This window comes from Nocardioides sp. Root240, from assembly GCF_001428825.1.
Taxonomy (GTDB): Bacteria; Actinomycetota; Actinomycetes; order Propionibacteriales; family Nocardioidaceae; genus Nocardioides.
In genome coordinates, this window is sequence record NZ_LMIT01000010.1 from 176,343 (window position 1) to 199,997 (window position 23,655).

General features: G+C 72.8%; 22 protein-coding genes. 15 read left to right on the top strand and 7 right to left on the bottom strand.

Annotated features, from left to right (window positions below; translation table 11 throughout):
• The 5 genes from ASE20_RS25535 to ASE20_RS10970 form a co-directional block, all read left to right on the top strand.
• On the top strand, nucleotides 1-222 hold a 222-nt coding region (locus ASE20_RS25535), incomplete at its 5' end, for an HNH endonuclease signature motif containing protein (RefSeq protein ID WP_235538810.1).
• A gap of 359 nt (nucleotides 223-581) precedes the next feature.
• Entirely contained in the window at nucleotides 582-1,547 is a 966-nt protein-coding gene (locus ASE20_RS10955) for a MetQ/NlpA family ABC transporter substrate-binding protein (protein ID WP_056894592.1), read from the top strand.
• 2 nt (nucleotides 1,548-1,549) lie between these two features.
• Entirely contained in the window at nucleotides 1,550-2,575 is a 1,026-nt protein-coding gene (locus tag ASE20_RS10960) for a methionine ABC transporter ATP-binding protein (protein WP_056894593.1), read from the top strand.
• Nucleotides 2,572-3,249, top strand: a complete 678-nt coding sequence (locus ASE20_RS10965) for a methionine ABC transporter permease (protein WP_056894594.1) — start codon at nucleotides 2,572-2,574, stop codon at nucleotides 3,247-3,249. The genes ASE20_RS10960 and ASE20_RS10965 overlap by 4 nt, the downstream gene beginning before the upstream one ends.
• Nucleotides 3,250-3,344: 95 nt before the next feature.
• Nucleotides 3,345-4,010 carry a hypothetical protein gene (locus tag ASE20_RS10970; protein WP_056894595.1) on the top strand — a complete coding sequence of 222 codons (666 nt, stop codon included), beginning with the start codon at nucleotides 3,345-3,347 and terminating at the stop codon, nucleotides 4,008-4,010.
• Nucleotides 4,011-4,015: 5 nt separating this feature from the next.
• Here the strand turns inward: ASE20_RS10970 and ASE20_RS10975 are convergent, their stop codons facing one another.
• From ASE20_RS10975 to ASE20_RS10990, 4 genes are read right to left on the bottom strand one after another with little or no spacing between them, the layout of a single operon-like run.
• The gene (locus tag ASE20_RS10975; RefSeq protein ID WP_056894596.1) at nucleotides 4,016-5,998 is read right to left on the bottom strand and encodes an ABC transporter ATP-binding protein; all 1,983 of its coding nucleotides are present in this window, start codon (nucleotides 5,996-5,998) and stop codon (nucleotides 4,016-4,018) included.
• On the bottom strand, nucleotides 5,998-7,734 hold the full coding sequence (locus ASE20_RS10980) for an ABC transporter ATP-binding protein (RefSeq protein ID WP_056894597.1): 1,737 nt from the start codon (nucleotides 7,732-7,734) through the stop codon (nucleotides 5,998-6,000). The genes ASE20_RS10975 and ASE20_RS10980 overlap by 1 nt, the downstream gene beginning before the upstream one ends.
• Nucleotides 7,734-8,330: a TetR/AcrR family transcriptional regulator gene (locus tag ASE20_RS10985; protein WP_056894598.1), complete on the bottom strand. Its 597-nt coding sequence runs from the start codon at nucleotides 8,328-8,330 to the stop codon at nucleotides 7,734-7,736. The genes ASE20_RS10980 and ASE20_RS10985 overlap by 1 nt, the downstream gene beginning before the upstream one ends.
• Nucleotides 8,331-8,371: 41 nt before the next feature.
• Nucleotides 8,372-10,057, bottom strand: coding sequence for a CocE/NonD family hydrolase (locus ASE20_RS10990; RefSeq protein ID WP_162261009.1), 1,686 nt, complete (start codon nucleotides 10,055-10,057; stop codon nucleotides 8,372-8,374).
• Between the two features lie 94 nt (nucleotides 10,058-10,151).
• Here ASE20_RS10990 and ASE20_RS10995 point away from each other — a divergent pair, with 94 nt between their 5' ends.
• The 9 genes from ASE20_RS10995 to ASE20_RS11035 all read left to right on the top strand — a co-directional run bounded on the left by ASE20_RS10995 (nucleotide 10,152) and on the right by ASE20_RS11035 (nucleotide 19,675).
• A complete protein-coding gene (locus tag ASE20_RS10995; protein WP_056894600.1) occupies nucleotides 10,152-11,099 on the top strand; it encodes a patatin-like phospholipase family protein in 948 nt (315 codons plus the stop codon).
• Between the two features lie 168 nt (nucleotides 11,100-11,267).
• Nucleotides 11,268-12,275, top strand: a complete 1,008-nt coding sequence (locus tag ASE20_RS11000) for a 3-oxoacyl-[acyl-carrier-protein] synthase III C-terminal domain-containing protein (protein ID WP_056894601.1) — start codon at nucleotides 11,268-11,270, stop codon at nucleotides 12,273-12,275.
• Nucleotides 12,266-13,105 (top strand): MBL fold metallo-hydrolase, encoded by an 840-nt coding sequence (locus ASE20_RS11005; RefSeq protein WP_056894602.1) that lies wholly within the window; start codon nucleotides 12,266-12,268, stop codon nucleotides 13,103-13,105. The genes ASE20_RS11000 and ASE20_RS11005 overlap by 10 nt, the downstream gene beginning before the upstream one ends.
• Entirely contained in the window at nucleotides 13,105-14,355 is a 1,251-nt protein-coding gene (locus ASE20_RS11010; protein ID WP_056894603.1) for a F390 synthetase-related protein, read from the top strand. The genes ASE20_RS11005 and ASE20_RS11010 overlap by 1 nt, the downstream gene beginning before the upstream one ends.
• Nucleotides 14,352-15,329: an NAD-dependent epimerase/dehydratase family protein gene (locus ASE20_RS11015; protein ID WP_200952777.1), complete on the top strand. Its 978-nt coding sequence runs from the start codon at nucleotides 14,352-14,354 to the stop codon at nucleotides 15,327-15,329. The genes ASE20_RS11010 and ASE20_RS11015 overlap by 4 nt, the downstream gene beginning before the upstream one ends.
• Nucleotides 15,326-16,456 (top strand): glycosyltransferase, encoded by a 1,131-nt coding sequence (locus ASE20_RS11020; protein WP_056894604.1) that lies wholly within the window; start codon nucleotides 15,326-15,328, stop codon nucleotides 16,454-16,456. The genes ASE20_RS11015 and ASE20_RS11020 overlap by 4 nt, the downstream gene beginning before the upstream one ends.
• On the top strand, nucleotides 16,453-17,022 hold the full coding sequence (locus ASE20_RS11025) for a hypothetical protein (RefSeq protein ID WP_056894605.1): 570 nt from the start codon (nucleotides 16,453-16,455) through the stop codon (nucleotides 17,020-17,022). Before ASE20_RS11020 ends, ASE20_RS11025 begins: the two co-directional genes overlap by 4 nt.
• Nucleotides 17,019-18,275: a glycosyltransferase gene (locus tag ASE20_RS11030; protein WP_056894606.1), complete on the top strand. Its 1,257-nt coding sequence runs from the start codon at nucleotides 17,019-17,021 to the stop codon at nucleotides 18,273-18,275. Before ASE20_RS11025 ends, ASE20_RS11030 begins: the two co-directional genes overlap by 4 nt.
• 53 nt (nucleotides 18,276-18,328) lie before the next feature.
• Nucleotides 18,329-19,675 carry a hypothetical protein gene (locus ASE20_RS11035; protein ID WP_056894607.1) on the top strand — a complete coding sequence of 449 codons (1,347 nt, stop codon included), beginning with the start codon at nucleotides 18,329-18,331 and terminating at the stop codon, nucleotides 19,673-19,675.
• Here the strand turns inward: ASE20_RS11035 and pdxH are convergent.
• A complete protein-coding gene (gene pdxH / locus ASE20_RS11040; RefSeq protein ID WP_056894608.1) occupies nucleotides 19,627-20,280 on the bottom strand; it encodes a pyridoxamine 5'-phosphate oxidase in 654 nt (217 codons plus the stop codon). The genes ASE20_RS11035 and pdxH overlap by 49 nt on opposite strands.
• Nucleotides 20,281-20,405: 125 nt before the next feature.
• On the opposite strand from pdxH, the gene ASE20_RS11045 reads away from it, so the two are divergent.
• Nucleotides 20,406-21,509 carry a citrate synthase 2 gene (locus ASE20_RS11045; protein ID WP_056894609.1) on the top strand — a complete coding sequence of 368 codons (1,104 nt, stop codon included), beginning with the start codon at nucleotides 20,406-20,408 and terminating at the stop codon, nucleotides 21,507-21,509.
• A 582-nt stretch (nucleotides 21,510-22,091) separates the two neighbouring features.
• Here the strand turns inward: ASE20_RS11045 and ASE20_RS11050 are convergent.
• Nucleotides 22,092-22,694 (bottom strand): hypothetical protein, encoded by a 603-nt coding sequence (locus ASE20_RS11050; RefSeq protein WP_056894610.1) that lies wholly within the window; start codon nucleotides 22,692-22,694, stop codon nucleotides 22,092-22,094.
• Nucleotides 22,695-22,752: 58 nt separating this feature from the next.
• Nucleotides 22,753-23,628, bottom strand: coding sequence for a LysR family transcriptional regulator (locus ASE20_RS11055; RefSeq protein ID WP_056894611.1), 876 nt, complete (start codon nucleotides 23,626-23,628; stop codon nucleotides 22,753-22,755).
• Between the last annotated feature and the right edge of the window lie 27 nt (nucleotides 23,629-23,655).

Consider the following 23,655-nt stretch of genomic DNA (forward strand, 5'->3'; position numbering starts at 1 on the left):
AGGTTCCCCCACTGCACCAGACCAGCAGCCAGGTGCGACCTCGACCACGCCACCCCACACGGTGAGGGCGGACCCACGTGTCCGTGCAACCTCGTCCCCCTCTGCCGCCGACACCACCGCGCCAAGACCCACTCCGCGTGGGACTACGAGATCACCAGCCCCGGCCACTACCAGTGGACCCGCCCCACCGGCCTGACCTTCACCGTCACCCCCGACTCCTGACCACCCAGCCCCGCACCCCGCCGATCCGGCGGGGCCAGCGGCATCCCTGTGCCGGAAAAGCAGCGACCCGCAGGAGTGGTCCGGGAGGACCGCGCCCGGTGGATGGTCCGGGCTCACCTGCGGGTCGGGTGGCTGCTGTGGTTTCGCGACGCAGCCGAAGTGGTTCGTACTGCTGGGCTGCTAGCGGGCAGCCACCTCACGCATCCGATGAGAAATCATTCTTCGGACCACCTCCTTTCCCGTGTGCGACAACGGTAGGTCGCCGATCGCGGCCAGACAACGGATTAATCGACCCTTGTTGTGACCCAGCCGACGTACCTCCCGGGAATGTCGAGCAGTTTGGTGTCATTAAGTCAGTCATGTCCGACGAGATCCCCCTGATCGAAGCCCCCCGATCCCGCCGCCCACTGGTCATCGGCGTGGTCGTCCTCGTGCTCGCCGTCATCGGTGCGGTGGCCTTCCTCGCCACCCGCGGCGACGACACGCCCCGGGCGACCGGCGACGGCAAGTCCACCGACCTCTCCAAGGACGACCCGGTGAAGGTCGTCCTCGGCACCGTCGGCGCCAGCGACCCGTACTGGAAGACGCTGGAGGACGCCGCGGCCGACGCCGGCATCGAGCTGGAGATCCGCGACTTCGACTCGTACCCGCTGCCCAACCCGGCGCTCGCCGAGGGCGAGCTGGACGCCAACCAGTTCCAGCACATCGTCTACCTCGCCGAGTACAACGTCGCCAACAACGACGACCTCGTTCCGCTCGGCTCGACGGCGATCTACCCGCTCGGGCTCTACTCCCAGAAGTACGACGACGTGGCCGACATCCCCGACGGCGAGACCGTGATCGTCCCCGACGACGACTCCAACCAGGCCCGCGGCCTGCTCGTCCTCCAGTCGGCCGGCCTGATCCAGCTGAAGGACGGCGGCTCGATCTTCTCGACCGTCGCCGACGTCGACACCGCCGCGTCACGGGTCAAGGTCAAGGCCCTGCAGGCCGACCTCACCGCCACCTCGCTGCCCGACGTGGCCGCCGCCGTCATCAACAACGACTTCGTCGAGGACGCCGGCCTGAAGTTCGAGGACGCCATCGCGGTCGACGACCCGAGCGACCCCAAGGCGATCCCCTACGTCAACATCTTCGCCGTCCGGGCCGAGGACAAGGACAACCCGGTGCTGAAGAAGCTCGTCGAGGTCTACCAGCAGACCCAGGCGGTGCTCGACGGCGCGGACGAGGCGTCCGGCGGCACGGCGCAGTTCGTCACGATCAGCCAGGCCGACCTCGAGGCGAGCCTGCGCGAGGTCGAGGCGCAGATCCGCGACCAGAAGTGACCATGGCACTGGTCGAGCTGCACGACGTCGTCAAGGAATTCCCGGGCGCTCGTCGCGGCGACCCCGTCCACCGCGCGGTGGACGGGGTCGACCTGCGCGTCGAGCAGGGCGAGATCTTCGCGATCATCGGCTACTCCGGCGCCGGGAAGTCCACGCTGGTGCGGCTGGTGAACGCGCTCGAACCGATCACGTCGGGCCGCGTCGTCGTCGACGGCGTCGACGTGACGACCCTCCCCGAGCGCGGCCTGCGCGCGCTGCGCCAGGGCATCGGCATGATCTTCCAGCAGTTCAACCTGATGGAGTCGCGCACGGTCTGGGGCAACCTCGCGTTCCCGCTGACCGTGGCCGGCGTACCGAAGGCGGAGCAGCAGCGGCGGATCTCCGAGCTGCTGCACTTCGTCGGCCTCGCCGACAAGGCGCACGCCCACGTCACCGAGCTCTCGGGCGGACAGAAGCAGCGCGTCGGCATCGCCCGCGCGCTCGCGACGAACCCGCGGCTGCTGCTCGCGGACGAGGCCACCAGCGCGCTCGACCCCGAGACCACCCGCGACGTCCTCGACCTGCTGGCGAAGGTCAACCGCGAGCTCGGCACCACCATCCTGCTGATCACCCACGAGATGGACGCGGTACGACGCATCGCCCACCGCGTCGCGGTGATGGAGCAGGGACGGGTCGTCGAGACCGGCCCCGTGCTCGACGTCTTCGCGGACCCGCAGCACGCCGTGACCCGGCGCTTCGTCGGCACCGTGGTGGACGACCTGCCGCCGGCCGACGTGGTCGCGGCACTGCGCGCGACCCACCCGGGTCGCCTGGTCCGGCTGGCCTTCCGAGATCCCTCCGTCCGCCAGTCGGAGGCCTTCGCGACGCTGCTGCGCCACGACGTCTCCTTCGAGCTGGTCTTCGGCGGCATCGAGGAGATCCAGGGCAACAGCTTCGGCAACCTGACCCTCGCCCTCGACGGCGACGACGCCGCGATCGACGCGGCCCTGGCCGAGGTCGCCGTACCGTGGACGGAGGTCGCCCGATGAGAGCGCTCACATCGGACACCCGCCTGTTCGACCTGCAGCCGGAGTTCTGGTCCGCCGCCGGCGAGACCGTCGTGATGGCCTCGACCGCACTGCTGCTCGGCGGCGCGCTCGGCCTCGCGCTCGGCCTGGGCCTCCACCTCACCCGCAAGGGCGGCCTCTTCGCGAACCGCCCGGTGTCGGTGGTGCTGAACGTGCTCGTGAACTTCTTCCGGCCGATCCCGTTCATCATCTTCATCGCCGCGCTGCAGCCGCTCGCGCGCCACGTCGTCGGCACCGGCATCGGCATCCGCGCCGCCACCTTCGGCATCACGATCGCCGCGCTCTTCGGCATCAGCCGGATCGTGGAGCAGAACCTGGTGACCGTGAACCCCGGGATCATCGAGGCGGCCCGTGCCATGGGCGCCAGCCGGACCCGGATCACGCTGACCGTGCTCGTCCCCGAGGCGCTCGGCCCGCTCGTGCTCGGCTACACCTTCGCGTTCGTCGCCATCGTCGACATGACGGCGATCGCGGGCGTGATCGCGGGCGGCGGCCTGGGCTCGTTCGCGCAGCGCTTCGGGTTCCGGCAGTTCGACCAGGTCGTCATGTGGGCCGCGATCCTCGTGCTGGTCGCGATGGTGATGCTGATCCAGGTCGGCGGCAACCTGCTGGCCCGGAAGGTGCTGCGGCGCTGAGCCCGGAGGGAGCCCCGGCGAACCAAACGGCACCCGCCGGCATCACACCCCGCAGACGCCCCTCACCGTGACGGGCACCTGACTCGGGAGGTCCCGTGCTCCGCTTCGTCGTCCCCCTCGCCCTCGCTGCCGTGCTGACCGCTTGCGGCACCGACGACTCACCCGACGCCGAGGATCCCACGACCGCCGCGACCAGCCCGGTCACGACCAGCACGGCGGCGGACCCGACCACCGACCCGACCACCGACCCGACCACCGACCCGGCCACCGACCCGGCGTCGGGCTGGACCCCGCCGGCGGCGTACCCGACGCCCGTGACCATCCGCCCCGGGCAGGTCGGCAAGGTCCGCGTCGGCATGTCCCTGGCCGAGGGCCGGGCGACCGGACAGCTCGAGGACGGGGCCGCGCTGTGCGGCGAGCTGGTGCGCTGGACCGGCAACCCGGACGGCTTCCTCGTGCTGAACGACCGGAGCCGGCGGATCTCCCAGATCACGGTCAGCGTCCCCGGTCCACGGACCGAGCGCGGCGGGATCCAGGTTGGTTCGACGTACGGCGAGCTGCGCGCCGCCTTCCCCGGCCTCACCAAGCCGGTCGCCGACGGCTGGGACGGCGCGTCGGTGTACCCGCCGGGCGAGGAGGACGGCCGCGCGTACCTCGGCTTCCTCCTCCTCGTCCCGCCCGCGCAGGTCACCGACCGCACTCCGGTCATCGCGATCGCGGCAACCGGCGGCGACAAGCCCTACTTCCAGTACGACTGCTGATCCGGTCAGACCGAGGCGGCCGCGAACTGCGCGGCGTGCAGCCGGGCGAACGCACCGTCGCGCTCGAGCAGCTCGGCGTGCGAGCCCTGCTCGACGATCCGGCCGTGCTCCATGACGAGGATCAGGTCTGCGTCGCGGATCGTGGAGAGCCGGTGGGCGATCACGAAGGACGTCCGGTCGGTGCGCAGCGCCGCCATCGCCTGCTGCAGCAGCAGCTCGGTGCGCGTGTCCACCGACGAGGTCGCCTCGTCGAGGATCAGCAGCGCGGGCTGGGCCAGGAACGCCCGGGCGATGGTGATCAGCTGACGCTCGCCGGCCGACAGGTTCGAGCCCTCGTCGTCGACGCGGGTGTCGTAGCCCTCGGGCAGCGAGTGCACGAACCGGTCGACGTACGTCGCCCGTGCGGCCTCGCGGATCTCGTCCTCGCTCGCGCCCGGACGGCCGTAGGCGATGTTGTCGCGGATGGTGCCCTCGAAGAGCCAGGTGTCCTGCAGCACCATGCCGATCCGGCTGCGCAGCTCGGCGCGCGAGAGCTCCTTCACGTCGACGCCGTCGAGCGTGATCCGGCCGCCGTCGAGCTCGTAGAAGCGCATGATCAGGTTGACCAGCGTGGTCTTGCCGGCACCGGTGGGTCCGACGATGGCGACCATCTGGCCGGGGTGCGCGACCAGGGAGAGGTCCTCGATGAGCGGCTCGTCGGCGTCGTACGAGAACGAGACGTGCTCGAAGGCGACCTCGCCCCGCGTCGTGGTCGAGCGCTCCGGCTCGGTCGAGAGCGACGACGGATCGACCTCCTCCTCGGCGTCGAGCAGCTCGAAGACCCGCTCGGCCGAGGCGACCCCGGACTGCAGCAGGTTCGCCATCGACGCGATCTGCGTGATCGGCTGTGTGAACATCCGTGAGTACTGGATGAACGCCTGCACCTCGCCGAGACTGAGCGAGCCGGAGGCGACCCGCAGGCCGCCGACGACCGCGATCACGACGTAGTTGAGGTTGCCGATCAGCATCATCATCGGCATCACTAGGCCGCTGATGAACTGGGCGCGGTACGACGACTGGTACAGCTGCTCGTTGGCGTCGTCGAACTCGGCCTCGACCGTGCCCCGCTGGCCGAAGACCGTGACCAGCGCGTGCCCGGAGATCGACTCCTCGACCTGCGCGTTGAGCCGGCCGGTCTGGCGCCACTGGTTGATGAACTGGCCCTGCGACCGCTTCATCACGCGGCCGGTCGTGAACATCGCGATCGGCACGGACACCAGCGCGATCAGCGCCAGCAGGGGCGAGACCCAGAACATCATCCCGAGCACACCGACCACCATCAGGATCGAGGTGAGCAGCTGGCTCATCGTCTGTTGGAGGTTCTGCGCGACGTTGTCGATGTCGTTGGTGACCCGGCTGAGGAGCTCGCCGCGGGGCTGGCGGTCGAAGTACGACAGCGGGAGCCGGTGGACCTTCTCCTCGACGTCGGTACGCATCCGCCGCACCGTCGCCTGGACGATGTCGTTGACGAGGTAGCCCTGCAACCAGCCGAGCACCTGGCCGCCGACGTAGATCATCAGCGTGATCAGCAGGATGTGGCCGACCTTGTCGAAGTCGACGCCCTGGCCGGGCACGAAGTCGAGGCCGCGCAGGAAGCCGGCCATCCCGTCGTCACCCTTGGCCTCTGCCTGGGCGACCACCTCGGCCTTCGTGACGCCGGGCCGGATCTGGCCGCCGATGAGGCCGCTGAAGACCGCGTCGGTCGCCTTGCCCATGAGGTACGGACCGACCGCCACCGAGGCGACCGAGCCGATGCCGAGCACCAGGACGGCGATCGCGCGGCCGCGCGCGGGCCGGAGCAGCCCGAGCAGGCGTCGACCGGACGACCCGAAGTCGTCGGCCTTCTGGCCGACCATGCCACCCATCGGCCCCCGTCCCGGACCGCCCTGCTGGACGATCCGCTCGGTGGTCCTCATCGTGCCCTTCTGCTGACCCGTCTGCTCGGCCATCAGGCTGCCTCTCCCTCGATCACGCCCTGCGACGCGGCGATCTCCCGGTACGTCTCGTTGCCGGCCAGCAGCTCGTCGTGGGTGCCCTGGCCGACCACCTCCCCGTCCTCGAGCACGAGGATCAGGTCGGCGTCGCGGATGGTGGCGATCCGCTGCCCGACGATGAGCACCGTCGCGTCGCGGGTCACCGGCCTCAGCGCCGCTCGCAGCCGGGCGTCGGTGGCGACGTCCAGCGCCGAGAAGGCGTCGTCGAACAGGTAGATCTCGGGGCGTCGTACCAGGGCCCGGGCGATGGCGAGCCGTTGCCGCTGCCCGCCGGAGACCGTCGTACCGCCCTGGGCGACGGCGGTGTCGAGACCGTCGGGCATGTCGCGGACGAAGTCAGCTCCCTGGGCGATCTCGAGCGCCGCCCACAGCTCCTCGTCGGTCGCGTCCGGCTTGCCGTAGCGCAGGTTGGACGCGATCGTGCCGGAGAACAGGAAGGCCCGCTGCGGCACCAGGCCGATCTTCGACCAGAGCAGCTCGGGGTCGAGGTCGCGCACGTCCACGTCGTCGACGCGGACGACGCCCTCGGTCGCGTCGAGCAGGCGCGGCACCAGGTTCACCAGTGTGGTCTTGCCGGCGCCGGTCGAGCCGATCAGCGCGATCGTCTGGCCGGGTCGCGCTGAGAAGGTCACGCCCGAGAGGACGGGCGCCTCCGCGCCCGGATAGGTCAGCCCGACGCCCTCGAGGTCGAGGTGGCCGGACACGTGGACCTCGGTGACCGGGGCGGTCGGCGCCACGACGCTGGTGTCGGTCGCGAGGACCTCGCTGATGCGGTCGGCGCTCACGGCGGCGCGCGGCACCATCATCAGCATGAAGGTCCCCATCATCACCGACATCAGGATCTGCATCAGGTAGGAGAGGAACGCCGTGAGCGCTCCCACCTCCATCTGGCCGCTGTCGACGCGGTGCCCGCCGAACCAGATCACGCCCACGCTGGCGATGTTCGAGACACCCATCACGAGCGGGAACATCAGCGCCATCCATCGGCCCGCCCGCAGCGAGACCTCCGTCAGGTCGCCGTTGGCGTCGTCGAAGCGCTTGGTCTCGTAGGGCTCGCGGACGAACGCGCGGACCACGCGGATGCCCGTGATCTGCTCGCGCAGGACCCGGTTGACGTCGTCGAGGCGCTCCTGGACCGAGCGGAACGCCGGCACCATCTGCGAGACCACGATGCCGATGCAGAGGAAGAGGACGGGGACGACGGCCACGACCAGCCACGAGAGGCCGAAGTCCTCGCGCATCGCCATGACCACGCCGCCGACCATCATGATCGGGATGGTCACGGCCATCGTGCAGGTCATCATCGCCAGCATCTGCACCTGCTGGACGTCGTTGGTCGCGCGGGTGATCAGCGACGGCGCACCGAAGCCGGACACCTCGCGGGCCGAGAAGCTGCCGATCCGCGCGAACACGCGCTTGCGCACGTCGCGCCCGAAGGCCATCGCAGCCTGTCCGCCGAACCAGGCCGAGGTCATCGAGCACGCCGCCTGCACCAGCGCGATCGCCAGCATGACGGCGCCGATCCTCAGCACGTAGCCGTTGTCGCCCCGGGCGATGCCCTTGTCGATGATGTCGGCGTTGAGGTGCGGCAGGTAGAGCATCGCCACGGTCGAGGTGAGCTGCAGCAGCACGAGCGCGGTCAACCAGCCGCGGTACGGCGCGAGGTGGGTGCGCAGGAGTCGGATGAGCATCAGGCGTCGCTCCGGTTCGGGTTCCTCGCGACACCGTTCAGCACGGTGTCGACGATCTGGGCGGGGGTCAGCAGGTCGTTGTCGGCGATCTCCCGGTGGGAGCCGGCGAACGTGAGCAGGCGCCACACGTGCAGCACCTGCTCGGGGGGCATCGTCAGGTGCTGGGCGTCGGGCTCGATCAGGGCGAGCAGCCGGCGTCGTACCTCGGCGAGGCCGTCGGCGATCTCGGGTCGGTCGTGCAGGTGCCGCGGCGGCCCCACCGCCCCCAGCGCCCTCATCAGCTCGAAGATCGCGAGGAAGCGCTGCTGGAGGATCGACGTCATCGCCAGCATCCGGTCCCGCAACGGCAGGGCCGGGTCGATCTCGTCGAGGCGCGTCAGCACGTCACCGGGCTCGAAGGCCCGGGTGATCGTCGCGTCGATCAGGTCGTCCTTGGAGTCGAAGACCCGGAAGATCGTGCCCTCCGCGACGCCGGCTGCCTCGGCGATGAGCTTCGTCGTGACCCGCGTGCCGTGCTCGTAGAGGAGCGGTCGGGTGGCCCGGATGAGGGCCTCCCGCCGGTCCTCGGGGGACAACGGCGCGGCACGGGGTGGCATGGTCGCCAGTATGAATGAGTGAGCACTCACTCACAAGTGATTTACGGAGCGAGCGAGAGCGCACTCCCCGGCAGCACCGGCACCCGCAGCCGCGCGCCGTCCGCGCCACCGAGCCGCACCGTGTGCAGGGCGGGCAGCGCGAGCGGCGAGGCCAGCGACGTGCCGACCAGCTGCACCCGGATCCGGTGGCCCGCGCCGAAGCGGTTGCCGACCGGCCAGAGCTCGACCTGGTAGCGCCGGAACGCACCCGGAGCAGCCGGCGAGGCGTGGGTGTAGTCGCCGTACGGCTGGACGACGCGGCCCTCCTGGTCGACCAGGGACCGGGCCGCGACGATGCCGGGGTGGCTCGTCGAGAGGCGGCCGACGGTGAGCGGGTTCGAGGTGCCGTCGGGCGCGACGTCCGAGAGCACGGCCCACAGGGCCGAGCCGGGGGTCGTGGTCGCCAGCGTGACGTCGAGGGCGACCGGACCGGCAAGGTCCGCGGGCGAGGCGAGCGGCGCGGTCGTGAAGGTCTGGCCGGTCAGCCCGTCGATGCTCGCGAGGTTGGTCTGCGCGAGCAGCGGCAGCGCGCCGGTGAGAGCGTTCACACCGCCGGCCTCGAGCAGCGCGATGTTCGGGACGTCGGTCATGGTCGGCAACGACGGGAGCGTCAGGTACGACGCCAGGGACCGCGTGGCGGGCGGCGTCGTCGTGAGCGTCCTGCCCGGCGCGAGGGCCAGCTCCGCCCACTGCGTGCCCGGGACCGGCCAGTCGTCGGCCGTCACGGTCACGTGCGACCCGGCCAGGTACGACGCCCGCGAGCCCTGCGCGAGCGTCAACGAGACGCGGGGGCTGTCCTCGATCCCGTTGTCGACGCCGCGGACGAAGTGGTCGAGCCAGGCCGCGGCCTCGCCGGCACCACCGTCGGTGCCGGCCGGGACGCCGTCGTGGCCGCCCTCCATGACCAGGTGGGCGCCGTCCCCGCGCAGCGCCCGGAAGGCCTGGAACACACCGCGCGACTCCACGTCGTAGAAGCCGTTGATCATCAGCACCGGGATGTCGTTGGCGTCTCCGCGCCACCCCCGCTCCTGCCACCACCCGTCGAGGGTGGGGTGCGCGAGGACGCTCAGGCCGGTCGTGAACAGGCCGCCGACGACGTCGAGCGAGGATGCGGGATCCCGCTGGAGGCGGTCCGGGCCCTGGAGGAGTGCGGGCGCGCCGATCAGCGCCAGCACGCCCGCGCCGGGCAGCAGGTTGAGGACGCCGCCGGGGACGAGCAGGTCGCGGTAGAGCTCGAAGGTGCCCGACTTGAGGATCGCCGCGTCGACGCAGGGCAGCTCCTGGTGCCAGGAGTTGTAGAGCATGATCGCGCTCGCCGAGAACCCGTTGAGCGCGAGCCGGCCGTCGCTGAACGGCTGGTGGCACGCCCAGTCGAGCACCTCCACGACGTCCTCCTGGGTGCGCGGACCGAGCGCGTCGAACGACCCGTCGCTGTCCCCCGTGCCGCGGACCTGCACCAGCAGGAAGTTGTAGTCGGCGCTCACGTCGAGGGTCTCGCTCCCCCGGCCGTAGGGCGAGAACTCGACGACCGTCGGCCTCGCGGCGACCGGTCCGGTGCTGGTCAGCGTCGTCTGCAGCTCGACGCCGTCGGACGTCGTGAACCGCTGCTGGACGACCACCGGTGACGGGTCGTCGGCGAGTGCGGCGTGCGGCGCCGCCACCAGCCCCGCCGTCCCGATCGTCAGCACGAGGACGAGTCTGGTGAGGGTTCGCGGGGCCATGTGAGCACAACGACACCGCCGCCCGCGGGCTATGTGACCGGCCGCCCCGGAGAATGGAGGCATGGCTCGCGTCGCACTCGTCCTCGGCTCCGGTGGCGCGCGTGGCTACGCCCACCTGGGCGCCGTCGAGGAGCTCCGCTCCCGCGGCCACGAGATCGTCGCTGTGTCCGGTACGTCGATGGGCGCGCTCGTCGGCGGCCTCGTCGCTGCCGGCAAGGACCGCGAGTTCGCCGACTGGGCCTCGACCCTGACCGGTCGCCGCGTGCTGCGCCTGGCCGACCCGACCTGGGCCGGCGGGGGCGCCGCGACGGCCGAGCGGCTGATGACCACCCTCGACGAGCTGGTCGGCGACGTGATGATCGAGGACCTCCCGATCCCCTACACCGCGGTCGCCACCGACCTGGTCGCCCGCCGCGAGGTGTGGTTCCAGCGCGGCCCGCTCATCCCCGCGATCCGGGCGTCCATCGCGATCCCCGGCCTCTTCACCCCTGCGGTCGTCGACGGCCGGATCCTCGTCGACGGCGGTCTGCTCAATCCGCTGCCCCTCGACCCGACCGCCGCGGCCGCCGCCGACTTCACCGTCGCCGTCTCGCTGCAGGGCCCGCGCGAGCCCCACGAGCCGGCCTCCCCCGCCCGCGGCTTCTCGGTCCGACGCGCCGAGTGGGCCGCGGACCTGCGCCGCCGCTTCCGCCGCAACGAGGGTCTCGTCGCGGTCGACGAGGACACCGACCTGGCCGACGTGGTGCCGATCGCCGCGCCCGAGGCGCCCGCCGAGATCGGGCCCGACGTCGACGTACGCCCCGACGTACGGACCTCCGAGGTCGTCTCGCTGTCCTTCGACGCGATGCAGAGCCTGATCACGCGCTACCGGCTGGCCGCGCTGCCGCCCGACGTGTTGGTCACCGTTCCGCTCGGCGCCGCGCGCACCCTCGACTTCCACCGGGCCGAGGAGCTCATCGAGCTGGGCCGCCAGCTCACCAAGACCGCGCTGGACGACGCCGACCGGTAGCCGGACCGGATCCCGCGGCGCGGGAGTTTCACCGGCCGGCCGGTGTTTCTCCCGCACCTGGACGACGAAACTCACGCTGGGACGACGAAGCTTCATCGTCCCAGCGTGAGTTTCACCGGCCGGCCGGTGAAACTCATTCGCCCTCGCCCCGCCGACTATCCTCCGAACATGCCAGCCCAGTCGCCCGCTCGGGGGCCACGCGCGCTCCGCATCCTCGGCACCGGCGCGGCGGTGCCCGACGAGGCGCTCACCAGCGCCGAGCTCGACAGGCGGCTCGGCCTGCCGGCCGGGACGGTGGAGGAGAAGACCGGCGTCCGGGTCCGGTACGTCGAGCGCGGCAGCGCCGCCGAGCTGGGCGCCCGCGCTGCCCGCAAGGCCCTCGCCGCGGCCGGCATCGACCTCGACGACGTCGACCTGGTCATCGGCGCCAGCGCGACGCCCGACCAGCCGCTGCCCTGCAACGCGGCGCTGATGCACGAGGAGCTGGCGCCCGGCCGCCCGATCCCCGCGTGGGACGTCAACGCCAGCTGCATGAGCTTCCTCGTCGCCCTCGACCTCGCGGCGACGCTGGTCGACGCCGGACGCCACGAGCGGATCCTCATCGTCTCCAGCGACCTCGCGTCGGTCGGCCTCGACTGGAGCGACCTCGGTGCATCGGGGATCTTCGGCGACGGCGCCGCCGCCGCGGTCGTCGGCCACGCCGGGACGGGCGGCTCGGCGGTCCTGTCGACGGGCTTCCAGACCCACAGCGAGGGCGCGCACAGCTGCGAGATCCGCGGCGGCGGCTCGCGGTACGCACCCGACCGGGTCGAGGGCGAGTACGCCGACTGGGGCCGCTTCCGCATGGACGGCGGCGCCGTCTTCCGGCTGGCCTTCCGCCACCTGCCGGCGTTCGTGGACGGGCTGCTGGACGAGGCCGGTGTGACGATGGACGAGCTGCCCGTCGTCGTACCGCACCAGGCGAGCCACCACGGCCTGGAGTGGGTGCGCCAGCAGTTCGGCGTCGGCGAGCGCCTCGTCGACATCTACGCCGACCACGGCAACCAGGTCGCGGCGTCCCTGCCCTCGGCGCTGCACGCCGCGATCGAGAGCGGCCGGCTGCGCCGCGGCGACCGTGCGCTGCTGCTGGGCACCGGCGCCGGGATCAGCCTGGGCGGAGCGGTGCTGTGCTACTGAACGACCAGCCGGAGGTCGCCTTCCACTGGCTCCGCGTCGGCCACTGCAAGGGCCCGGAGGCGATGGCCCGCCAGGGCGGGCGGCTGCGGATCATCGAGTTCCCGTCGTACGTCGGCGCGCTGCACCACCCGACGCACGGGTGGACGCTCTTCGACACCGGCTACTCGCAGCACTTCTTCGACGCGACCAGCCGGATGCCGGAGCTGCTTTACCGCAACACCCTGCCGGTCTCCCTGCCCGACCACGAGCACCTGCCGCGCCAGCTCGCGGCGCTCGACATCGACCCCGCCGACGTCCGGCGGATCGTGGTCTCGCACTTCCATGGCGACCACGTCGGCGGCCTGCTCGACCACCCGCGCGCCCGGATCATCGCCGGGCTCGCCGGAGCCGAGCACGCCCTGTCGCTGCGCGGGTTCAACGCCACCCGGCACGCGATCCTGCCGGCGTTGCTGCCCGACGACCTGCGCGACCGGCTCGACCCCGTCGACGGCTTCCCGCGCGTGCAGGTGGGACCGCTGACCGCGTGGGACCTGCTCGGCGACCGCAGCCTGCTCGCGGTCGACCTGCCGGGCCACATGCCCGGCCACCTGGGCCTGCTGTTCACCTCGGGTGGCCGCCAGGCGCTCCTGGTCGGCGACGCGGCGTGGACCTCGCGCTCCTTCAAGGACCTCAAGCCACCGTCCCGGCTGGCCAAGGGGGTCATGCACGACTGGCCCACCACGGTCCGCACCCTCGGTGTGCTCCACGAGCTCGACGCCCGCCACGACGACCTGCTCGTCCTGCCGGCGCACTGCCCCGAGGGGCACGCGGCCTGGTACGCCGAGCGCTGATGGGCGGGTCCCAGGCGGCGGTGGCCGCCGCGTTCGCCCGCGAGCGCTGGCTCCTCCCACGCCGGTACGACGCCGCGCGGGCCCGCGCCCTCGAGCGCTTCCTGCGCGAGGACCTGCCCCGCGCGTCCTTCTACGCACCCCACGCCGGGCGCGCGCTGCACGAGCTCCCGGTCGTCGACAAGCGCACCGTGCTCGCGGACTTCGCCGCGTTCAACCGCTACGGCATCGGCCTGGAGCAGGCGCTCGCCGTCGCGGAGGCGGCCGAGCGCTCCCGCGACTTCACCGACACGCTGCCGGGCGGGGTGACCGTCGGCCTGTCGTCCGGCACCACCGGCACGCGCGGCGTCTTCCTCGTGTCGGAGGAGGAGAGCCGCCTGTGGGCAGGGATCCTGCTCGGCCAGATGATGGCGCCGGCGTCCCTGAGAGCGCTCACATCGCGTCCGCTCCGGGTCGCGCTCTTCCTGCGCGCCAACAGCAACCTCTACGAGACGCTCGACAGCCGCCGGGTCCGCTTCTCGTGGCACGACCTGACCCAGCCGGTCGAGGACCACCTGCCCGACCTGCCCGGCACCGACGTCCTCGTCGCCCCCGCGAGCGTGCTGCGCCGGATCGCCGCGGCGAAGCCCGCGGGGCTGCGCCCGATCCAGGTCATCTCCGTCGCCGAGACCCTCGAGCCCGACGACGAGGCCGTGATCCGCGCGGCGTTCGGGCGTCCCGTCGAGCAGATCTACCAGGCCACCGAGGGCCTGCTGGCCGTGAGCTGCCCCACCGGCCGGCTGCACCTCAACGAGGGCCACGTCCACGTCGAGCCGCAGTGGATCGACCACCGCCGCTTCCACCCGGTGGTCACCGACTTCACCCGCACCACCCAGCTCGTCGTCCGGCACCGGCTCGACGACGTGCTGCTCGCGGCGCCCGGCCCGTGCCCGTGCGGCCGGCCGGGCCGCAGCATCGCGGCCGTGCTCGGCCGGGCCGACGACGTGCTGCTGCTCGGCGACGTGCCCGTCTACCCCGACGTGCTGCGCCACGCGGTCGCGCTGGCCGGCGAGCTCGGCGACTACCGGATCGAGCAGCACGGCGACGAGTGGCGGGTCGCCGTCACCGGGGCGCAGGCCGGGATCTCCCGGGTCGGGGCGGAGGTCACCCGGCTCGCGGAACGCCTGCGCGCGGCCCCGCCCGTCGTCGTACCCATGGCGTGGCCGGCCGAGGCGCCGGACCAGAAGAGACGACGGATCAGGAGAGTGTCGTGAGCAGCTCGACGATGAGGCTGTTGGTGACCGGTGCGTCCGGCTTCGTCGGCGGACGCCTGGTGGAGATGGCGCGCGCCGAGGGTCACGAGGTGTTCGGCATCGGCCGCCGGCGACTCGACCGCGACGACTACGCCAGCGTCGACCTCGGCCGGGTAGCCGCCGCCGACCTGCCCGAGCTGCCCTGGCAGCCCGACGCCGTCATCCACTGCGCGGCCCGCGCGACGCCGTACGCCAGGCGGGCGGACTACGAGCGGGACAACGTCGTCGCCACCCGGACCGTCCTCGACTGGTGCGCACGGCTCGGCGAGCCGCGGCTGGTGCACGTGTCGTCGTCCTCCGTGCTCTACCGCGACGGCGACCAGCTGGACCTCACCGAGGACACCCCGCTGCCGGCGGACTTCGCCAACGACTACGCCCGGACGAAGGCGTCGTCCGAGCGCATCGTCGGTACCTACGGGGGTTCCTGGGTGATCGCCCGGCCACGCGCGGTGTTCGGCCCCGGGGACACCGTGCTCTTCCCGCGGATCATCGCCGCGGCGAAGGCCGGCCGCGTTCCGCGCCTCACCGGTCGCACCGAGCCCGCGGTCGGCGACCTCATCTACGTCGACAACCTCGCCGACCACCTGCTCCAGCTGGCCCGTCGGCCCGAGCTGACCGGTGTCTACCACCTGACCAACGCCGAGCCCGTCGAGATCCAGGCGATGCTGCTCGACGTGATCGCCCGGCTCGGGTTCGACCCGCCGTCGCGGGAGGTGTCGCTCACGACCGCGATGCGCGCGGCGACCGTGCTGGAACGGACGTGGCGGCTGCTGCGGCTGCCCGGGGAGCCGCCGATCACGCCGTACGGCGTCGGGGTGCTGAGCTGGTCGAAGACCTTCGTGCCGGACCTGATGCTGCGCGACCTCGGCGCGCCGAAGGTGTCGGTCGCCGAGGGCGTGGACCGCTTCGTCGCGTGGCAGAGGGAGAACCTGTGAGCCGGCGACTGACGACGCTCGCCGGGGTCGGCTACCTCGCCCTGCAGGCCGGCAAGGCCGCCGTCACGTTGCGGGCCGCCTCGCGGGCGCCGGCGGCCACGGCCCCGACCGACGAGGCGATCGCGAAGGTCGTCGTGGTGCAGCCGATCCTGTCGGGCGATCCCGGCCTCGAGGACGCGCTGCGCGACAACCTGCTCTCGCTCGACGGGGCCCGCTTCTGCTGGCTGGTCGACGAGGACGACGCCGAGGCGCAACGCGTGGTCGACCGGATCGGCGCGGTCGACCGGGTCGAGGTCGTGCTCTGCCCGCCCGCCCCCGACGGCGTGAACCCCAAGCTCGCGAAGCTCCAGCCCGCGCTCGATGCCGCCGCCCCGGACGAGGTGTTCCTGGTGCTCGACGACGACACCCGGCTGCCCCGGGAGAGCCTGGGCGCGCTGCTCGCCGGACTCGAGCGGGCGACGTTGGCGACCGGGCTGCCGGCGTACCTGCCGGGCGGGACGGTGTGGGCGCAGCTGGTCGAGCAGTTCGTCGACAACAACGCGGCGATGACCTACCTGACGCTCGACCCGGTGACGATCAACGGGATGACCTGGGCGATGCGGGTCGGCGACCTGCGCGAGCTCGGCGGCTTCACGCCGGTCCTGCGCAACCTGACCGACGACCTCGCCGTCGCGGGCGCGGTGCTGCGCAGCGGCGGGACGATCTGCCAGACCGCGTCGCCGCAGTGGATCACGACGACGGTCGCAGGCCCCGGCCCCTACGTCCGGCTGCTGCACCGCTGGATGCTGTTCGCCAACCTGCTGCTGCGGCGCCAGCCCCTGCGCACCGTCGCCGCGATCAGCGTCCTCCACGGCACCCACCCGAACCTGCTGTGGGCGACCGTCGTGGGGTCCGTCCGGACCCGCCGTCCCGCCTTCCTGCTCGCCGTCCTGTGCGGACGGGCGCTGCTCCTGCGGCACGTGCAGCGCCGGGTCTACGGGCGTCCGCTGCACCGGCCCGCGGTGTCGCTGGTGTCCGAGCTCGTGCAGCCGGCCCACCTCGGGCACGGCGCCGTGCAGCGCACCATCCGCTGGCGGACCCGGACCTACCGGGTGCGCTCCGACGACGACTTCTCCCCCGTCCGGTGAGCAGCCTGCGGCTCCAGGTGCTGCACCTGACCGGGCAGAGCGACCCGCGCAGCTGCGGCCTCTCGCCGGTCCAGCACGCCTTCCTCGACGCGCTGCCGGTCGCCGACGACGCCAGGGTCCGGCTGAACTTCCCGTACGACGCCACGCTGCGCCCCTACCGCCCGGTCCCGCTGTGGCTGGGCAGCCTGCGCCACCTCGGGCTCTTCGTACGGATCCGGCTGCGGCGCGCCGCCTGGGCCCGGCGGAACCGGTCGTCCGTCGAGTCGCAGCTGCGGCGGGCCGAGCAGACCCTCGTGCTCGCCGGCTCCATCGGCCTCGACCTGCTGGGCCGCCTCGACCTCCCCCGGGACCTGCTCGACCGCCTCACCGTGGTCGCGTACGGCGCTGTCGCCACCCGGCCGCCCCACTGCCGCACGATCCGCGTCGCCAGCCGCACCGACCACCTCGCGCGGTGGTGGGGATGTGACGTCGAGGTCACCTCGGGACACCTCGCCTACCTGGGCTCCCCCGAGCTGGCCGCGCTCTGCGCGCAGGTGGCGCGCGACCTCGCGGCGGAGGCCGCGTGAAGCGCGTCGACCTGGTCACGCCACCCATGGCCGGCCACCTCCACCCACTCCTCGGCATCGCGGCCCGGCTCGCCGACGAGCCCGGCCTCGAGGTCCGCGTGATCAGCACCGCGGCTGCCCTCGCCGTCACCGAGTCGGCCGGGTTGACGGGCGTCGCGCTGCTCACCGGTGCGGACGAGGTCATCGAGACGGTGGTCAACCCGCCGTACCGGATCGGGAGCCACCCGCGGAAGTTGTTGCGCCAGTTCCGCGCGGCCGTCGAGCTCCAGCGCGACTTCCAGGCCGAGCTGGCGGCGCTGTGGTCGGCGGAACCGCCCGACCTCGTGCTCGCCGACTTCACGATGGGTGCCGTCGGGCCCGCCGCCGACGCGATCGGCGTGCCGTGGTGGACGACCCACCCCTCCCCGTGCGCCATCGAGGGCCGGAGCGGCCCGCCGTCGTACCTCGGTGGGTGGCGGCCGGGCCGGACCGCGCTCGGACGGGCCCGCGACGCCGTGGGGCGCCGGTGGGTGCGGCGCTTCAAGCGGGTCGCCCCGCGGCTGGCGGGCGTCGACCTGACCACGGTGGGGCTCGGCCCGATCCACCGACCCGACGGCTCGGAGGCGATCTACTCCGCCGACCGGACCTTCGCGTTGACCCCGGCGTCGATCGAGTACCCGCGCGACCTGCCGAACGCCGTCCGGTACGTCGGACCGGTCCTGTTCACGCCGCCCTCGACCGCGTCGGAGCCGGCGCTCACCCCCGGGCACCGCCACGTGCTGGTCACCGCCGGCACCCACCTGCCGTGGCACAAGCAGGCCCTGCTGGACGCGGCGGGTCGTGCGGCGGCCGAGCTGCCGGCCGACGTGCGGGTGCACGTGAGCCTGGGCGGCTCGGACGGGGCGTTCACCGTGCCGGCGGGCGTCACCGCCCACGGGTACGTCAGCTACGAGCGCGACCTGGCCCGCTTCGACGCGGTCGTGCACCACGGCGGCGCCGGCGTGCTCGGCCACACCCTCGCCTCTGGACTGCCCGCCGTGGTGTGGCCGGTGGACTACGACCAGTACGACCACGCCGTACGGCTGGTCGACGCCGGGGTCGCGGTCCGGGTGTCGCGGGCCGACGGGCTGGCCGACGCCCTGCGCCGGGTGCTCGACGAGCCGTCGTACCGATCGGCGGCGGAGCGGATCGCCGCCACCATCGCCGCCGAGCCCGCCGTGGAGGCGGTCGCACGGGAGGTGCGAGCACGCCTGGAGCTGCCGGGAAGCAGGTGACCGGTTATCGGATTCGGCCACGAAATCGGTGGCCGACGAGGCATCATGCGCGCATGGACATGGGGGAACCGTCGATCGCGCGCGCCCAGCTGGACGCGCTCATCGCTGCGGCCGCACCCGCCCCGCTCCCGGCCCGCCAGGCCATCGCGCTGCTCAAGCAGCTGGGCGAGACGGACGCCGCAGTCCTCGGGAGACTCGCCTACCACGCACTGACCGGTGTCGCGCCCGGCGAGGGTGAGCCGGACTCACCGGTCGACGTGGCCCCCGGCTTCCCGCCGTTCGCGGCGGAGGTGCTGATGCGCGCCATCGCCGGCCCCGACCACCGCCGGCCGACCGCGCAGGCACTGCTGATCGTGCTCGACACCGTGCCCGCCGCGTCGTGGCCGACCGACGGGCTGCCCGAGGTCGAGCTGCCCGAGGTCGAGCTGCCCGACGACGAGCTGCCCGAGGTCGAGGAGGTCGAGGAGCCCGAGCCGGATCCGGTCGCGGAGACTGTCGACCCCGAGCAGGTCGCCGAGCCCGTCGCTGCGGCCGTCGAGGTCGTCGCGCCGGACCCCGAGCCCGTGATCGTGCCCGAGGTCGAGGTGGACGAGGAGGTCGAGGAGCACGCCCCGCAGCGCTCGGTGGCCCGGGCCCTCGAGCACCAGCAGTTCCGCGACCTGCTGACGCCCACCCGCTCGATCCCCCGCTTCGACCCGCTCACGGACCCGCTCACCGCGCCCTGGTACCCCGACAACGAGGACGGGCCCTTCACCCCGCCCGCGCGCGACCCGGAGCCCGAGCCGGAGTCCGTCGCCGAGCCCGTCGTCGAGGCCATCGAGCCGGTCGAGCCGGACCCGGAGCCCGAGGCCGTCCTCGAGGTCGAGCCGGAGCCCGTCGACGCGCCCGGGCCCGAGATCGTCGAGGAGCCCGAGACCGTCGAGGAGCCCGAGGCTGTCGTCGAACCGGAGGCCGTCGTCGAACCGGAGGCCGTCGTCGAGCCCGAGCCGGTCAGCCCGGTCCGGGGCATGCACGACGAGTTCCGGGACTTCGCGTCCCCGAGCTTCGCGGTCCCGCAGTTCGAGCCGCTCGAGGGCGAGCTGCCGGCCGGCAGCGACCGGGTCCGGCGCCGCAGGGGCCGCGACTCCTCCGACGTGCCGGCCGAGCCCGTCGCCGACGAGCCGAAGGTCAAGGCGCCGAAGGTCAAGGAACCGAAGGAGCCGCGGGAGCCCAAGGTCGCCAACGCGGCCTCGCACGATGACCGCCACCAGACCCTGCTGCTGGTCGCGATCATCGCGGTGCTGATCCTGGTCGGCGTGCTCTACGCGACGTCGCGTGACTCGGAGGAGACGCCGGGCGACGGCGGCGGCCCTCAGGGAGCCAGTCGGTCGATGGCCCAGCCCTCGTCGGCGGCGGTGTAGCGCAGCCGGTCGTGCATCCGGCCCGGCCGGCCCTGCCAGAACTCGAAGCGGGCCGGGACGACGCGGTACCCGCCCCACGTGGGCGGCACCGGCACGTCCTGCCCGGCGAAGCGCTCCTCGACCTCACGGTAGCGCCGGTCCAGCTCGTCGCGACCGGTCACCACCTGCGACTGCGGTGACGCCCAGGCACCGAGCTGGGAGCCCCGGGGTCGGGAGGCGAAGTACGCCGCGACGTCATCCTCCTCCAGCGGGACCGCGACGCCGTCGATCCGCACCTGGCGCTCGAGCGGGTGCCAGGGGAACAGCAGCGCGCAGCCCGGCTCCTCCGCGAGAGCCGTGCCCTTGCGCGAGGCGGTGTTGGTGAAGAACCGGAAGCCGTCGGGCCCGACCCCCTTGAGGAGCACGGTCCGCGACGACGGGCCGCCGTCGGGGTCGACGGTGGCGACGACCATCGCGTTGGGCTCGTGGATCCCGGCCGCGACGGCGTCGTCGAACCAGCGCCGCCACTGGACCCACGGGTCCGGGTCCGCACTGGTCTCGTCGAGCCCCGCGTCGCCGTACTCCCGCCGGAGGACGGCCAGGTCCGCCTGCTGCTCACTCGCCATGCGTCCAACCTAGATGCTCATCCAGGGGGACGCCGTAGCGCTGGTTACGTCGTGCGGCAGAATGCGGTTGGCCCGCGGCCTGCCGTGACCCGGCGGTGCCGCCCGAAGCACAGAAGGAGACGCCGATGGTTGAGGTACACCACGGACTGGAGGGCGTCGTCGCCTTCGAGACCCAGATCGCGGAGCCCGACAAGGAGGGCTCGGCGCTGCGCTACCGCGGCGTCGACATCGAGGACCTCGCCGGCCGGGTGCCGTTCGAGAACGTCTGGGGCCTGCTGATCGACGGCTCGTTCACCCCGGGCCTGCCGCCCGCCGAGGCGTTCAGCCTGCCGGTCCACACGGGCGACGTCCGGGTCGACGTGCAGGCCGCGATCGCGATGCTCGCGCCGGCGTTCGGCTTCGGGCAGACCTACGACATCACCGACGAGCAGGCCCGCGAGGACCTCGCCCGCGTCGCGGTCATGGTCCTCTCGTACGCCGGCCAGTCTGCCCGCGACCTCCACCTCCCCGTCGTCCCGCAGCGGCTGGTCGACGAGGGCAGGACGCTGGCGGAGAAGTTCCTGATCCGCTGGCGCGGCGAGGCGGACCCGAAGCACGCGCACGCCATCGACGCCTACTGGTCCTCGGCCGCCGAGCACGGCATGAACGCCTCGACCTTCACCGCCCGCGTCATCACCTCCACCGGTGCCGACGTCGCGGCTGCCTTCTCGGGCGCCATCGGCGCGATGAGCGGCCCGCTGCACGGCGGTGCCCCCTCCCGCGTGCTCGGCATGATCGAGGAGGTCGAGAAGTCCGGCGACGCCCGTGCGTACGTCAAGGGCCTGCTCGACTCCGGCGAGCGGCTGATGGGCTTCGGCCACCGCGTCTACCGCGCCGAGGACCCCCGCGCCCGCGTGCTGCGTCGGACCGCCAAGGAGCTGGGCGCCGCCCGCTACGAGGTCGCCGAGGCGCTCGAGCAGGCCGCGCTGACCGAGCTCCGCGAGCGCCGTCCCGACCGCGTGCTCGAGACCAACGTGGAGTTCTGGGCGGCCATCGTCCTCGACTTCGCCGAGGTGCCGGCCAACATGTTCACGTCGATGTTCACCTGCGCCCGCACCGGCGGCTGGTCGGCGCACATCCTCGAGCAGAAGCGGACCGGTCGCCTGATCCGCCCGTCGGCCGTCTACACCGGCCCGTCGACCCGCCCCGCGAGCGACATCGAGGGCTGGAACGACGCCTGGGCACAGTGAGCTGCCGGTGATCCGTCCGTAGGACGGACCATCCTGGGAGGGGGAGCTGCCGGAAGGCGGCTCCCCCTTCACTCATTTCCGGCGACCGGGCTGCGGTCAGCGCTCCGCCCGCGCTGGTCGTCCTCCGCTGGAGCGGGAGCCGAAGCTTTCGAAGCCACTCCTCTGTCTCTCCTGACACGCCCGTGGTCGGTTACGTGCTGGATGCCTCTAGGGCTGCGGTGTGGCGGGTTGTGGGGTTCTCAAGCGGCAGCGACGAGGGCTGGGAGCGTGGCTGGGTCCGCCGGTCGGGTGGCGGTCCGGCGGCGCGCGAAGACCCCCTCGAGTGGGCACGAACCGCAGATTTCGCGGCCGTTTTTCTGCGGTCTGTGACCAATCGGCACCCCATCCGATCCCAGCAGGAACCGTTCGTGCAGGGCGGCCGCGTCAGCGGCGGCCCGGACGAAGTCCGCGCCGACAACCGCGCCGCCCAGCCGACCGACAGGGCCCCGGGGTCAAGGCNNCAGCGAGCGCCTTGACGCCGGGGGTCGGTCGGCTACCGCGCGGCCGCCGGAGCCACCGCAAGGAGACCCCGAACAAGGAATTTCAGCCGCAGCAGATCCTCGGCCCCAGCGGACCCGTCCGCGCCTCCATCCGCGGCACGTACCAGGAGGTCAGCCCCGCAGCGCCCGCCCGCGAGATCGACACGTGCAGGTGGTCCTGGTGCCGCAGGGTGCGCGAGCAGCGTCGCAGCGTGGGGCAGGAGGAGCTGAGGTAGGGCTCGGCACGGAAGCCGTTCCAGGCCGACCAGATCCGGTCGTTCCAGATGACGTACATGATCCCCATCCGCCGTGCCCGCGCGTGCCGGTTGCCGGCGGCGTCGGTGGCGAACAGGTCGGCGAACAGGCGGCGGACGCGGGCCCGGTCGGCCGGACGTCGTACGTCGACCGTCCAGTCGAACGCGCGCCCCTCGTGGTGCTCCGACCGACTGCCGCCACAGGGCCGGACGGTCGAGCCGAAGCGGCCGCCGTACCCGCGGACGATCCAGCGGCCGAGCAGCACGGTGCCGGGCTGGGCCACGCGTCGGCAGGCGGTGGCGGGCTCGTACGTCGCGTAGTCCTCCACCGGGTTGGTGCGGGACCAGGCGGCGGGGACGAGGGCGAGCAGGACGGTCGCGGCGACGAGGACGACGAGGACGGGACGTGGCACGGGGACTCCAGATGGCGTGATCCCTGCCCATCGGCCCTGCCCCGGGCGACCTGAACGGTCAGCGCACGGGCACCCCGATCTGCGCGAGGAGGGCCGCCGCGGCGGGCGCCGGGCCGAAGCCGCTCCAGATCACGTGCTCGCCCCGCGAGGGCGCGCCCTGCACGGGCAGCGTGACGAGGTCGGGTACCTGCGCGACGTACCCGGACGGGAGCAGGCCGACCGCGAGCCCGGACCGGACCAGCCGGGCCATCAGCAGCATGTCCATCACCTCGAAGACGACCTCGCGCGCCAGCCCGGCGGCCGCGAAGGCGCGGTCCGACTGCTCGCGGCCCGCGGTGCCCGAGGGGAAGTCGACGAAGGGCTCATCGGCCAGGTCGGCGAGGCGCAGCCGGCGTCGTACGGCGAGCCGGTGGTCGGGCGCGAGGACGGCGAGGTGCCGGTCGCGGCTGAGCAGCTGGTAGCCGACCCCGGTCACCTCGCGCCCCTCGGGCAGCCCGAGGAAGGCGACGTCGAGCGCACCCTCGGCGACCTGGCGCAGGAAGTCGTCGCTGCCGCCGGTCTCCAGCCGCAGCCGGACCTGCGGGTGTTGCTCGCGGAACTCGCGGAGCACCACCGGGACGTCGATCGCGGCCACCGTCGGGACCAGGCCGACGGCCAGCGTTCCCCTGATCTCCCCCGTCGCGGCGGCGACCTCGGCGACCGCGCGCTCCGCGGCGTCCAGGCACTGCCGCGCGACCGGCAGGAAGGCCTCCCCCGCCGGGCTCAGCCGGACCTGGCGGCTGGTGCGGTGGAAGAGCCGGGTGCCGAGCTCCTCCTCGAGCCGTGCGACCTGGTGGGAGAGCGCGGACTGGACGACGAAGCACCGCTCGGCAGCCCGGGTGAAGCTCCCCAGCTCGGCGACGGCGACGACGTAACGCATCTGCTGCAGCTCCATGAGATCCATCGTGTATCACGATCGATC

Coding starts and splice junctions, on each gene's coding strand:
- ASE20_RS10955 (WP_056894592.1), top strand. CDS start 582: ATGTCCGACGAGATCCCCCTGATCGAAGCCCCCCGATCCCGCCGCCCA.
- ASE20_RS10960 (WP_056894593.1), top strand. CDS start 1,550: ATGGCACTGGTCGAGCTGCACGACGTCGTCAAGGAATTCCCGGGCGCT.
- ASE20_RS10965 (WP_056894594.1), top strand. CDS start 2,572: ATGAGAGCGCTCACATCGGACACCCGCCTGTTCGACCTGCAGCCGGAG.
- ASE20_RS10975 (WP_056894596.1), bottom strand. CDS start 5,998: ATGGCCGAGCAGACGGGTCAGCAGAAGGGCACGATGAGGACCACCGAG.
- ASE20_RS10980 (WP_056894597.1), bottom strand. CDS start 7,734: ATGCTCATCCGACTCCTGCGCACCCACCTCGCGCCGTACCGCGGCTGG.
- ASE20_RS10985 (WP_056894598.1), bottom strand. CDS start 8,330: ATGCCACCCCGTGCCGCGCCGTTGTCCCCCGAGGACCGGCGGGAGGCC.
- ASE20_RS10995 (WP_056894600.1), top strand. CDS start 10,152: ATGGCTCGCGTCGCACTCGTCCTCGGCTCCGGTGGCGCGCGTGGCTAC.
- ASE20_RS11000 (WP_056894601.1), top strand. CDS start 11,268: ATGCCAGCCCAGTCGCCCGCTCGGGGGCCACGCGCGCTCCGCATCCTC.
- ASE20_RS11010 (WP_056894603.1), top strand. CDS start 13,105: ATGGGCGGGTCCCAGGCGGCGGTGGCCGCCGCGTTCGCCCGCGAGCGC.
- ASE20_RS11035 (WP_056894607.1), top strand. CDS start 18,329: ATGGACATGGGGGAACCGTCGATCGCGCGCGCCCAGCTGGACGCGCTC.
- pdxH (WP_056894608.1), bottom strand. CDS start 20,280: ATGGCGAGTGAGCAGCAGGCGGACCTGGCCGTCCTCCGGCGGGAGTAC.
- ASE20_RS11045 (WP_056894609.1), top strand. CDS start 20,406: ATGGTTGAGGTACACCACGGACTGGAGGGCGTCGTCGCCTTCGAGACC.
- ASE20_RS11055 (WP_056894611.1), bottom strand. CDS start 23,628: ATGGAGCTGCAGCAGATGCGTTACGTCGTCGCCGTCGCCGAGCTGGGG.